This window comes from Confluentibacter flavum (assembly GCF_002843175.1).
Classification (GTDB): domain Bacteria; phylum Bacteroidota; class Bacteroidia; order Flavobacteriales; family Flavobacteriaceae; genus Confluentibacter; species Confluentibacter flavum.
This window is the reverse complement of record NZ_PJEO01000027.1, coordinates 15983-28632: the sequence shown is the minus strand read 5'-3', so window position 1 is coordinate 28632 and position 12650 is coordinate 15983. Positions and strand designations below refer to the sequence as shown.

The 12650-nt window shown below is 33.7% G+C and carries 9 protein-coding genes and 1 pseudogene; all 10 read right to left on the bottom strand.

Translation table 11 applies throughout. The annotated features are described in order from the left end of the window. Positions 1 to 247: 247 nt before the first annotated feature. The 10 genes and pseudogenes from uxaC to CSW08_RS08305 all read right to left on the bottom strand — a co-directional run bounded on the left by uxaC (position 248) and on the right by CSW08_RS08305 (position 12645). The gene (gene uxaC / locus CSW08_RS08350) at positions 248 to 1855 is read right to left on the bottom strand and encodes a glucuronate isomerase (RefSeq protein WP_317044926.1); all 1608 of its coding nucleotides are present in this window, start codon (positions 1853 to 1855) and stop codon (positions 248 to 250) included. A 113-nt stretch (positions 1856 to 1968) separates the two neighbouring features. After that, positions 1969 to 3504, bottom strand: a complete 1536-nt coding sequence (locus CSW08_RS08345) for a glycoside hydrolase family 32 protein (RefSeq protein ID WP_162495549.1) — start codon at positions 3502 to 3504, stop codon at positions 1969 to 1971. A gap of 21 nt (positions 3505 to 3525) precedes the next feature. After that, the gene (locus CSW08_RS08340) at positions 3526 to 3903 is read right to left on the bottom strand and encodes an RNA polymerase sigma factor (RefSeq protein ID WP_106659437.1); all 378 of its coding nucleotides are present in this window, start codon (positions 3901 to 3903) and stop codon (positions 3526 to 3528) included. A gap of 252 nt (positions 3904 to 4155) precedes the next feature. Continuing rightward, positions 4156 to 4350: pseudogene (locus tag CSW08_RS08335) on the bottom strand (MFS transporter); the annotation flags it as partial. A 13-nt stretch (positions 4351 to 4363) separates the two neighbouring features. Next, entirely contained in the window at positions 4364 to 4726 is a 363-nt protein-coding gene (locus CSW08_RS08330) for a glutaredoxin family protein (RefSeq protein WP_106659436.1), read from the bottom strand. 288 nt (positions 4727 to 5014) lie between these two features. Further along, the gene (locus CSW08_RS08325; protein ID WP_106659435.1) at positions 5015 to 5899 is read right to left on the bottom strand and encodes a carbohydrate kinase family protein; all 885 of its coding nucleotides are present in this window, start codon (positions 5897 to 5899) and stop codon (positions 5015 to 5017) included. 161 nt (positions 5900 to 6060) lie between these two features. Continuing rightward, on the bottom strand, positions 6061 to 7620 hold the full coding sequence (locus CSW08_RS08320) for a glycoside hydrolase family 32 protein (protein WP_106659434.1): 1560 nt from the start codon (positions 7618 to 7620) through the stop codon (positions 6061 to 6063). Between the two features lie 11 nt (positions 7621 to 7631). Continuing rightward, the gene (locus tag CSW08_RS08315) at positions 7632 to 9020 is read right to left on the bottom strand and encodes a DUF4960 domain-containing protein (protein WP_106659433.1); all 1389 of its coding nucleotides are present in this window, start codon (positions 9018 to 9020) and stop codon (positions 7632 to 7634) included. Positions 9021 to 9031: 11 nt separating this feature from the next. Continuing rightward, positions 9032 to 10951, bottom strand: a complete 1920-nt coding sequence (locus tag CSW08_RS08310) for a glycoside hydrolase family 32 protein (RefSeq protein ID WP_106659432.1) — start codon at positions 10949 to 10951, stop codon at positions 9032 to 9034. Between the two features lie 2 nt (positions 10952 to 10953). After that, a complete protein-coding gene (locus CSW08_RS08305) occupies positions 10954 to 12645 on the bottom strand; it encodes a RagB/SusD family nutrient uptake outer membrane protein (RefSeq protein ID WP_106659431.1) in 1692 nt (563 codons plus the stop codon). Between the last annotated feature and the right edge of the window lie 5 nt (positions 12646 to 12650).

The following is a 12650-nucleotide window of genomic DNA, read 5'->3' as shown; positions in this document are numbered from 1 at the left end:
TCCATTTTATCCATAAATCGATTTAAAGGCATAAATTGTTGTCAAAGAGCAACTAAAGGCAATTAGAACTATACCTCTTTTGGACCTGATCATCAAACCTGTTGAATGTGGGTCAATATTTTCTAAACAGATAGATGTATTCTAAGTATTTAAAAAAGCGGAACATGAAATTTATCCTGTTCCGCTCTAAAAAAACTAAACTCAAACTAACTTTCTTGATTATTGTAAATTAGATATTACACAGGTACTACCCAAACTCAAAATATCTTTTTGCGTTATAGTAGCAGATTCCCTCGATCATTTCCCCTAACATTTTCATATCGGCAGGAAGCTCCCCGTTTTCAATGTCTGTTCCAATAAGATTACAGAGTATCCTTCGGAAATACTCATGCCTAGTATAGGAAAGGAAACTTCTGGAATCTGTTGTCATCCCAACAAACCGCCCTAACAATCCCATGTTTGACAATGCTTTTACTTGTGCCTGCATACCATCCTTCTGGTCATTGAACCACCACGCCGAACCAAACTGCATCTTGCCAGGAATTAGCCCGTCATTGAAATTGCCGACCATCGTTGCCATAAGTTCATTATCGCTCGGATTAATATTGTAAACTATGGTTTTTGTAAGTTTTTCATTTAACTCGAGACGATTCAAAAATATTGACATCCCCTTGGCGATATCAAAACCACCAATAGAATCATAACCTTTATCGGTTCCAATAAGCTTCAACATTCTAGTGTTATTATTCCTAATTGCACCAACATGGAATTGTTGAGTCCAACCAAAGTCATGGTTCATCACGGCAAATTGGTAAAACAATGCCGATTTGAACTTCAAGAGCTCTAGTTCGGTAGGATGATTTCCGGTTCGTATTTTATTGAAAATATCATTTATCTCTTTATTGGTATACTTCTCTGTATAAAAATTCTCTATGCCATGGTCGGAAAGTTTACACCCCATTGAATTAAAGAACGTCTGTCTTATTTTAAGAGCCTTTAGAAGATTTTCGTATCCTGAAATATCGATTCCAGAAACTTTTGATAATTTGTCAAGATATGTGTTGTATTCTTCTGGATTTTCAGCGGCCATAGCCTTATCAGGCCTCCAGGCTGGTAACACTTTTACGGAATAACCCTGATCAACAATCTGTTTATGGTATTTAAGGTCATCGATAGGGTCGTCCGTTGTACAAACAATCTCAACGTTCATTTTCTTGATCAGATGTTTGGCCCTATACTCCTCCGTCTGGAGAAGAGAAGTTGCTTCATTATATATTTCCTTTGCAGTGGAAGGATTTAAAATTGTATCGATTCCGAAGTATCGTTTTAATTCAAGATGTGTCCAATGATAAAGTGGGTTCATTAGGGTATAGGGAACAGTTTCTGCCCATTTAACGAACTTTTCGAAATCGGAAGCATTACCAGTGATAAAATTTTCATCTACTCCGTTCGCACGCATTGCACGCATTTTATAATGATCACCTTCTAGCCAAAGTTCCGTCAGATTATTGAATTTTCTATTGGTTGCTATTTCAAAGGGTGAAAGATGACAGTGAAAATCTATAATGGGCATTTTTTTTGCATATTCATGATACAATGTTTTTGCAGCTTGATTATGAAGCAAAAAGTCTCTATTCATAAATTGCTTATCTTGAGTTAAACTATTAGGAACGCCCCCATTAATATCGTTATTGAATAACCAACTACCTGAAGCAAATATTTCTTTAGGTATTATTGTCAAACCAGCGGCCAAAGCCGTTGCTCTTAATATTAGTTTTCGCCTTGTAAATGTATTGGCACTTGAGTTTTTTTCCTGTGAATTATTCATATAAAATTGTTTTTTGGAAGTGGGCAATTAGTAAATATTTTTCATTGGAGGTGCTAGACATTTCTCCAAACCCTTTTTGATTTTTATAATAGGAGGTTTACATAAAAAATGCTGTTATAGTTGAACAAAAGTATTAATTGCTATCTTTTATCATTAGGTATTGCATAATTTACTGATTTTCTCTTGTACCCTAGTTCCTGTTCCCGTTTTAACCAAATAGATTCTAACCTATAAACTTCCATATTGTCGATTTTGAATTCACCACCCACAGAAGTTAAACTTAAATCCATATTGGACAATTCTGGATAAAAGAGTCGCGTAAATGTGATCTCTCCATGATTAATATAGATTTCTATCGAGTTTCGATCAACAATGAACCTGATCTTTATTTTATTTTCTGTTGGGATGACCTTAGCCACACTCTCCATAAAAACCAATTGCTGTTTATCTATGTTGTACACAGCTTTTTCTCCCCTTATATCAAAAACTATTTCTTTAGCACTACCTAAATTTATTTCTGATATAATTTCAAACACGTCACCGTCGATTTGCTCCAAAGGGTTATCTTCAGGCTTCACAGATATGTCCTTCCAAAATTTAGGATCATATCGTAGCTTTTTTATTCCTGAAATTGGGTTTCTACAAAATTTCACTTCATTGTTAATGGTCTTCAAAGTAAGTTCAACCGGAAAAATAAGTTGTTGACTCCAAGTTCTGTCATGATCAGGGGCCCCCTTTATCATCATAAATGCTAATTGGTAAAAAGGCCCATCACCTTCATAAGACTGTTTCCATGATTGGGTAGCATAAACATCTTTTGTAGAATAGCTGGTATTCTTTTCGCCTTTATTCAAGTATGCTAGTTGACTAAGTGGTTGTTTTTTACTCTCAGGAATAAATTTGGTCCCATCAAATTCACCTATGTAGTACGAACCGTTTCCATCAATAAGAACCCATTTTTTATTTTCCTCATTACCATCTACAGGTATTTGCATCAAATCTGGACATTCATAGAAGCCGTCCATTTTACTAAGAAAACTCCAATCCGTAAGATTGTCTGATCTATAAAATGAAATCCCCGGTTCTTCATATATTACCATCCGCCAAGACCTATCCGGTTTGTACCAAAAAACCACTGGGTCTCTAAATCCTTCTTTTATAGGAAGTAACGGGTTTTTCGCATGTCTGACCCATGTTTTCCCCGCATCTGTACTAAATGCTAAAGAGGGTCCCCTACCATAGTCCGTGTAGAAAACCACCATGGTTCTTTCTACACCTTGTCTTAATCCCAGTGAATTGTTCCAATCGACAATACCACTTCCGCTTCCAGGTGCGTTATCTATTACAGTATTTGTAATTGGAGGATGTTGCTCCCAATAAATAATATCATCACTTGTAGCATGACCCCAACCTTTATTGTCTCGTCGTGATTTAGACCATTCATCAAACATATAAAAAAGATGATACTTTCCCTTGTACCTTATCAAACCCGTAGGATCTGCTATTTGTCCTGTAATTGGGGTGTAATGGACTTGAGGTCTTAAAGGTTGATCATAATGCATATTTTCATATACCTTTTTGTAATCTAGACGAAAAGGATCCTTGATTTTCTCTTTTTCCTGTGCAACTACCTGATAAACTAGGAGTAGGATTAAATTGAATAGTACATATTTCATATTAGTTCTGATCATATTAGATTAATAACCATTGTTTTGTTCATATATTCCTTCTACCAGGTTTATTTGCTTCTGAGGAATCGGTAAATATTCATCTCTACCCTTTGTAAAATGAGCTTTTTTTAGAAATTTTATGTTTTTGTTTCGGGTAATTATAAATAGGTAAGACTTAAACGACATTTCAGGGTTTAAGGATTCTCGTTTGATCCATACTTTCATAAAAACGTCCTGAACTATTTCTTCAGCATAATCCTTTGAACAAACCATGCTTAAACTGAATTTATAGAGGTCATTTCGATATGAGTCAAAAAGTTTACGAAAGGCTTTTTCATTGCTATTCTTAAGCTCTTTAACTAATAGTTTTTCAGTATTTATATCGTTTTTTATCAATTTTCCCATCAATGAAAGTTGAACTATTAATTTGAAAATCCCATTTTAGTAAATCGAACTTTTATTAATAAAATAGCTCAACATTAATCAAAATTTGTTAATTCTTAAAGATATAAGGGTTTGTAATAATCCTATTAAAATCATAAAAGTAATTATAATTGGCGCATTTTTGTGCTATTTGTATGCAGCTTTATCTCTTAATATCTGCATATCATAACTTGCTTTTTTCTCTATAATTTTAGCATATATTTGGGTGGTATATATTATAGGTTGAATGATTAAATCAGTAATAGGACCTGCAAGATTTAATATAGGTAAATCTTCATGATGTGCTCCTAAAAATGAAAAAACAGGATTAACGGCTGTTTGCGGTAAACCAAAACTGAACTGAATTCCTAAGAACCCTACATTCATATTAAAAATCTGCGAGAAACTTAAATTTGTTTTTTTTAACATCTTTTTTATTTTTTTAATATATTAATCGTTTAAGAAAGGCATTAAAATTTCCGGTATTAATAAAAAGTTTACCATTCTTATCTATAATAGGAAGTGATAAATTATCTACTGGCATACCTGCTTTCTTCAATTTCATCAGTATTTCTCTTTGCTTCAAAAGATTTACATCAACATCATAATAAATGAAATCTATTTTTCTTTCTTTCAAATAAGCCTTTGTATCAAGACAATAATGACATGTATCACTACCATATATAATCATCTTTTTTAGTTCTTTTTTAGGGGTTAAAGAATCTGAAACAGAACCCAAAACTTGACCAAAACTAACATTCGTTAAGGCAACTATAAATACTATTGAAAAAATAAAAGCTTTCATCTGTTTAAATCTTATTGTTTTCTATTTGTTAGATACAATTATTAACTTCGTTAATAATTGTTCTTCAAAAGAGTTCATGAATCTCCAATTTCTCCATTAAACATTTCAGATGGTTTCAAGATTATTGTGGCTCATTACATATCTGTATAAAAAAGTGAGTGAAAGAGAGTTGGAATTTATCATAAAATCCCCAACTCTTTGTATTCTACTCAAACTAAACTTTTGCTTTAAAATTTAAATTATAAAGAATAACTAATTCAAAAAAAATAATTCATTATTGATAAAGAATTAGTATGGGTTTATAAAGTCTTCTATTTCCTTTCTGGATATTTTAGGGTTAGCACCTTCACTTTGAGCTACTAAAGCCCCAACCGCACATGCAAAATCAACAGCTTCTTGTGGATTCTTTTTATTAAGCAATTTACTAATTAGTGATGCTAAAAATGAATCTCCGGCCCCAACAGTGTCAATCACTTTTATAAGATACCCACTGTTATAATAAAATTTATCATCATACATCAATACTGCTCCATGATGTCCTTTAGTGACACAGATATGCTTGGTATTGGTCTTTTGGGCAATATATCTTATGTTTTGCTCCAATGAAAGGTATTTTGAATCTAAATATTTACTGACCTCATATAATTCATCGTCATTAAATTTAATAAAATTGGCTTTATCCATTAAGTGGGTTAATACATCCTTTGTATAATAAGGAGGTCTTAAATTAAGATCGAAAATTTTATACTTAGCAAGTTCTATGAGTTTATATAATGTGTTTCTAGAACTATCATCCCTTGCTGCAAGACTACCAAAAACAAAGGCATCTGAATTTTTAACAACCTCTTTGTTTATTTCCGTTAGCCTTATTTTGTCCCAAGCCCTTGGGTATTTAATATCGTAAGATGCTGACCCTTTTTCGTTCAGCATTACTTTTACTTTACCTGTTTTGTACTCATTATGTACTTGAATACAACTGGTATCAATGCCTACATCTTTAATATATTGAAGCAATTCAGCGCCACTTTTACCTTGACCTATAGCGCTAATCATTGTAACATTATTCCCTAATGCTTCCAATCTATTGGCAACATTTAAAGGCGCTCCTCCTATTTTTTTATGGGTTGGAAATACATCCCATAGAACTTCTCCAAAACACACTACTCTAGACATATCATTTCTTTTTAAAAATCCCAGAGCAAATCATTATCTTAGATTTACTCTGGGAGTACTTCAACTAAACTAAAATACTAACTCAAATACATTTATTTTTATTTTGCTATTAAAAAAAATAGTATTCTATTATTAAAATTATTCATTCTACAGTGTTTTGATTAATTAATGCTTTTCAAAGTAATATTTGAAAAAACAACTTTCCCAGTGTTGGCATAAATACCCCATTTTTTCCCTATAGTACCATATAATCTATTGCTAAAAGCTAATTGATCGTTTATATATACTACGCACATATCTTCATTTGTAATTATATTTAAATGATATTCTTCTCCCTCAACAAATTGAAAAGGGATTTGATTTACATATTGATCATTTCCTTCAATTACATTATAGGCTGCTATTCTTTTGTTATCAGGCTCAAAAGCTATTTTAAACGACGTATTAGTTTCTGAAACGTAATTTAAAAGTAGCCCTGAATCCCCCTTAGATTGCATTGAAAATGTGAAGGTTATTTGACTTGATTTATTTAATTTAGCATAAGTAACCATGGCTTTACTAGTTAAACCATCTAGTGTTAATGCATTATTACTTTTTGTTACATTTCCAACAGAACTCTCCTCCTCTATTGTGATACTATTATTGAAAAGAGAGCTGACAGACTCAGGTTGTTTTACACTTAAAGTCCCATTGGCATTTTGAACAAGTTGGTGTATTACCATATTACCTGCCCATTCTTTATTACCCGTATTGGTTTCAGGAACTTTTCTTGCCGTCCATCCAAACAAAAAACGCGTATTGCCATTTGAAGCTGTTTTAGCAGCATATAGATATTCCCCATCAAATCGATCAACTTCAGGCGTTATCCAAGGACCATTTGGCGATGTCGCCATACGGTAGCGTGTTCCCTTATAATCACTCCAATTCTCCGAAAAAATTAAATACCAATACGACCCCATTTTAAACATATCTGCACACTCCATCATAAGGTAATTTTCTTGAGCCGTTGTAGTATAAACAGGAGATTGAACCGTCCAATTATTAGTAGCTGGATTATCTGTTGTAAAAAGCAACACAACAGCTTTTCTGCCTGGTTCTGTTTGTGTAGACATAAGCATCCAGTATTTACCGTCTTCTTCGTTATAAAACACATGGGGATCTCTAAAATCATATCCTAAGTATCCCATTGGCGCGGTTAATTTGAAATCATCCACCTTGGTCCAATTTTTAAGGTCTGAACTTGTTGCACATAAAACACTTTCCCTTGGATTACTTTGCAAAAATAAAGGAATGCCATTATGACCCGTATAATAGAAATAATAGGTGTTTCCAACTTTAATAACAGAGCCAGTTCCTACACCAAAATCAGGTTCATAGGTTTCACCATAAGGAATCATTCTACCCTCATAATCAAATTCCGTAAAGTTTGATGTTTGAAAACTATGAATATCATGAAAACCCTTGCCTTCTGGCTTTGATAATGCATCATGCAAAAAGTATAGATAAAACTTATCATTATCAAAATAAGGCATAACATCACCAACCCACCCTGTAGTGCTATATGTGTTCGTTTCTCCAAACCAACCTGATGGGGGTTTGGGATAAATATTGGTTTGGATAGTTGTGTTTACAGGAGGTTGAATAAATGTATCGTCATCATTTGAGCATGACAGAACAACACAGAACAACAATCCTATTATTAATTTTTGCTTTAAATCCATATTCTTAAGGTTTAATTTTCTACCAAATAGTTTAAACTATTGTTCGTCAGTATTTTTATGTTATCTAAATAACCATTGTTACCGTTCGTGTCATTTTCATTGTACCAATCGTAGGCTCCCATAGATATTATGACTGTATGTATATCTGAAGCCCCACCAGGGAATTCCGCTATGGTAACACGTCCATTAAGTGAGTCGTCCCAAGCTTCACTTGCTAGGTTATTTCCTCCAGTTTGGTCTCTCCATCCTTGACCGTTAGCATAACCACCCCACTCAGGCAAGAACCACCAAGCGGTGTGGTTTAACCTAAATGTCCCTTTTTCAAGCAAATTGGCTTTTCCTGAAGCAAACGTTTCTAACCCTAAGAAAACAGGATGATTTTCATGACCAACAAATGACATACCCCAATCATTACCATCTATAAAACCGTTAGGCAAGAAATCACCAAATACATTATTTGGTCCTTTTCCTGTTGGAACTATATTTAAAGCTTCGACATATTGTGAAGCAAACGTTGTTAGTAATAGATTACCCCCATTTGACTGATAAGTTTGCAAAGCACTTTTTACACTTGCATCTAGGGCAATTGCTGGAAGACTTATTGCCTCATCGTAATGCCACCAAATAACATCTATATGGTTTAAAGAAACACCATTTGCTATATCTGTAAAAGATAAATATTGAGCCCCTGGATAGTTTTCGAACAACCAGGAAGATGCAGTGATTTCGTCAAGATTTGATATGCCTTGTAAGGTTTCAGATGTTCCTAAAAAAGCAATTATAGGCCCATCAACAGGTTTAGTAATTGTAGCAGTATAAACTTCAGTTAAATTACCGGCACTTACTGTAAATGCTACAGGGTTTGTAAAATCAATATTGCTGCTAGCCTGCGGGGAAATAGATACGCCTTCAGTCAATTCAATTTCTGGTTGAAGGGATGTTAAATCTGTCCCCTCAGGTAAAATCAGAGAAATCATTTTTGAATTATGGTTAATATTGGCAGACAATCCATTTATCTTAAAGCTTGTTATTGGCTTGTTGAGTTTGGCAACCAAAGTATAATCTTTATATACATTACCATTTATAACTACATATTTAACCTCTTGTGTTAGATTTATAGATTCACCCAATCCAGGTGTTATCTTAGCTCCATTTGGAATATCAATCTCTGGAACAATGCCTACCAGCGAAGTCCCATATGGCAGTTGAAAGTTAATTTTTCCAGATTTTTGATCAATAGTTCCTGTAGAACCATTTATATTAAACATATTAATCTGTACTGGCGCATTCATATTAAAATCACTACTTTCATGTTCATTGTCACAAGCAGTAATACATAATGAAATAAAAAATATAATTCCATAAAAAATTCTATTCGAGGTAGTTTTTATGCTTTTCATAATAATTAGTTTTAGTTGTTTCTATTTTTATCCCATATGGAATTGAGTTTCCATACTTTTAATTTTGTTATTGTAACCTTTTCTCCTTCAGAAGTCATACTTACTTCGGTTTGATCTTGCCCAGGAAAAGTCAATACACTAAATACTTTCTCGCCATCTTGAGTAAATATTTCAACAGAAGAGCGATCTACAAATACTTTAAGGTTTAATATCCCATTGTCCATATTTACAGGAGCTTGCATAATGCTTTTGAATTTTTCAAGAAATTTTTCTGAAGACGCATCCGTTGTATTGTTTCGATCTATTTTAAATAGGCTAGTATTACTATCGTACAATAAAATAAGGCTTCTACCATGGCCCTTTTGAAGCTTGATCTCCAATTTGGCATTACCATCAAATTTGAAACTTGCATGCATTTCATATGTATTCTGAAATTCGGAAATTTTTGGGAAATCCAAAATCCCATCAATGGTGGTTATATCCAATTCAAATGAATTACCTCTCAATTTTTTCAGCTCGTCAATGGGGTTTTGAATAAGACGAAATCCTTCATTACTTTCTTTCAGCATAATTTCCCTAGGAATAGATTCAAAGCCCTTACCCCATGTAGTTGGCACAGTCCTAGAATACTCCCAATTTCCTAACCATCCTAGCATAACTTTTCTATTACTTTTTCCATCGTAATCGCGCCAAGTTCTAGCTGCATAAAAATCGTTCCCATAATCTAACCACAATCCGTGTTCTAGATTGGTGTTCTGCAACTCATCTGAAAATTGAATATGATCTAAAGCTATATCTATTGAATTACTAGATTCTTTGTTCACCATTCTAATTCGAACCTGGGCACCTAACCACTTTGTAACATCCCATCCTTTCCATCTAAATATAGAATCTCCTTTACCTACTGCTTCCTTTAATACCTCGTTATCTTTGATCAATTGAATAGATTGTTTATCAATACTATCACTTCCGCTAATAAGGAAATTAATGGCAGGCTTGGTTATTATAAAAGGTTTAGATTCCCAAATAATATTTTTATCCTTTTGGTTTTTTGAATCTAAATACATATTTCCTAGAAACCCTGACCTAGTTTTTGGAGTTATTATGTCTTCAAAGTCTTCAAATACTTCGGCATTCATTCCCTCACCTTTATCCAGATAACTTACTATATTGCTGTGTGGTGTGAATTTTGAACCATCAAAATCTCCTACAAAATATTGAACCCTATTCGGTCCTCTACCAATAAATAATACCCAATGCGTTTCATCTTTTTTACCCAGTACAGGTACCTCAAAAATATCTGGACATTCCCAAAAAGAATTTTGAACACCATGTCCTTGAAAATTACTTAAAAAACTCCAGTCTTTTAAATTTTTTGAACCATAAAATTGAACAATCTGCTTATTAGGTAGTGACACTGCCATAACCCACTTTTTCGTCTTTTCATGCCAGAAAACCTGGGGATCTCTAAAAAATATTTCATTAATATCTAATACAGGATTTTTCTTGTAATATTCAAACTTTAATCCATCCTTACTTACAGAAATAGCTTGTGTTTCAGGCAAACTATCCCCCGGAAAATGTCGTGTATAAAATGCCAGCAAACTATTTTTACCAAATTCTGCATCATTATTTTTATCTACGACAACCGATCCAGAGAAATAACTAAAATCGCCTGGGTCTCCAACCATTGGGTATTCCAGTTCTTCCCAGTAAACCATGTCTTTTGAAACGGCATGTCCCCACCAAAACAAATGATAAAGACCATCATAGTGGATCAATCCATCAGGATCTCCTATCCAGCCTTTGGAAGGGCTAAAATGGTATTGAGGTCGATAAATTTCATCATACTGCCCCCAAGCTATATTACTATAGCCAAGCATAAAAAAAGCAATCAATGACATTGAAATATTCCTGAACATTTGTTTCATTTTTAGTAATTTCGGTTTTGAACATACCTATCCTCACTCCAAAAAATCTGATTTTGTGGAATTGGTAAGTATTCATGTTTTCCTTCTTGAAAAGAAGCACCTTGAAGAAAGCCTCTCCTTGATTGCTCTACAGTAAAATAAGCATTCAATTCTTCTTTGGCTGTACCCCATCTTACAAGGTCAAAAAATCGTTCTCCCTCTAATGCCAGTTCTATTCTTCTTTCATAACGGACTGCTTTACGTGCATTTACTTGATTCCAATTAATATTAATTCCGGGTTCATAGGGCGCTACATAATAATTAGCCAATGAATTTCCATTTGAGTTCACCAATCTTTGTGTGCTTTGTGAAGCTCTGTTTCGCAATTCATTAATTAAAGGCAACGCTTCATTTATTTTATTTAATTCTACGAGTGCTTCTGCTTTCAATAGTAAAATTTCAGCATATCTAAGGATAATTCTCGTCTTTGAATTACCGTAAAAGGGGTCTACATTCTGGTAATATCCCGATTGAACATTCTCTTTTAAAGAATTATAAAATCCATAAATCTCTGGAGTTCTACTCCAACTTTCTTCAAATATTAAATCTGTTTCATATTTCCAAGGGTTTCCAGGACGTGCAATTGTGTGATCTAAACGTGGATCTACTGTATCTGTATTAAAATCTACATTACTAGAATTAAAAGTATCTAAATCCGGAACTCCTTGATTATTAGTTCTATAAGCATTAGCTAAATTTTGTGAAGGCTTCTTAAAATCACAACATCCCAATCCTTGAGGAACAGTTAGCATATCTCCAAAATTCAGACGTCCATTAGTGGTTCCGTCGCTGGTTGAAAACTGAACTGCAAAAATAGATTCAGGACCATTTTCGTAAGATCCAGTTAAAAAATTATTAGCAAAATCTGGCTCTAGTTGATGGTTAGATGAAAGTACTTCATTGGCAGCATCTACAGCCTTTTGCAACAACACCTGATTGATATTAACAACTTGATATTGTTCATCTTGCTCATAAGCTTGGTACATTCTAACTTTAGAAAGATATGCATAAGCAGCGATTTTATCTGCCCTACCTACTTGTTCTTGAATTGGAGGCAAATTAGCAGCTGCAAATTCAAAATCTTCAGCAATTTTTTCCCATAATTCTTGACTGGTCAATTCTACATTTGTGATGAATTTATATTCTGAAGCAGGTACATTCTCATCCATATATGGAATTCTATTAAATAATCTCTTTAATTCAAAATAAAAGTGAGCTCTTATAAAACGTAATTCTGCCTTACGCATTTCTAGATTAGGAAATTCCTCTTTAGTGAAATTATCGAGGATTCGAAGCCCTTCGTTAGCCCTTCTAACTCCAACATACTGATGAAACCACATACCGTCTATCATCCACATATCTGGTCTTACATTTGTAAAAGTTTCCATAAAGTGGAATCCTTGACCATCACCTGGGTCGCGACCACCTTTATAGGCATCATCAGATCTTATATCTCCGTATTGCCATAAACTAAACGCACGATTGATTTCGTCGTTACCCAATTTGGAGTAAGCAGCAATGACAAACTTCTCTGCATCTTCAGGTGTGTTAATTTGATTTTCACTTAGCACACTTTTAGGTGTCACATCCAAAACATCTGAACAGGATGCAATGAATAAGCTAAACATTATTAAAAATATTATGTGTTTTTTCATTTTGA

Coding starts and splice junctions, on each gene's coding strand:
- CSW08_RS08345 (WP_162495549.1), bottom strand. CDS start 3,504: ATGAAATATGTACTATTCAATTTAATCCTACTCCTAGTTTATCAGGTA.
- CSW08_RS08310 (WP_106659432.1), bottom strand. CDS start 10,951: ATGAAACAAATGTTCAGGAATATTTCAATGTCATTGATTGCTTTTTTT.
- CSW08_RS08315 (WP_106659433.1), bottom strand. CDS start 9,020: ATGAAAAGCATAAAAACTACCTCGAATAGAATTTTTTATGGAATTATA.
- CSW08_RS08330 (WP_106659436.1), bottom strand. CDS start 4,726: ATGAAAGCTTTTATTTTTTCAATAGTATTTATAGTTGCCTTAACGAAT.
- CSW08_RS08325 (WP_106659435.1), bottom strand. CDS start 5,899: ATGTCTAGAGTAGTGTGTTTTGGAGAAGTTCTATGGGATGTATTTCCA.
- CSW08_RS08305 (WP_106659431.1), bottom strand. CDS start 12,645: ATGAAAAAACACATAATATTTTTAATAATGTTTAGCTTATTCATTGCA.
- CSW08_RS08320 (WP_106659434.1), bottom strand. CDS start 7,620: ATGGATTTAAAGCAAAAATTAATAATAGGATTGTTGTTCTGTGTTGTT.
- CSW08_RS08340 (WP_106659437.1), bottom strand. CDS start 3,903: ATGGGAAAATTGATAAAAAACGATATAAATACTGAAAAACTATTAGTT.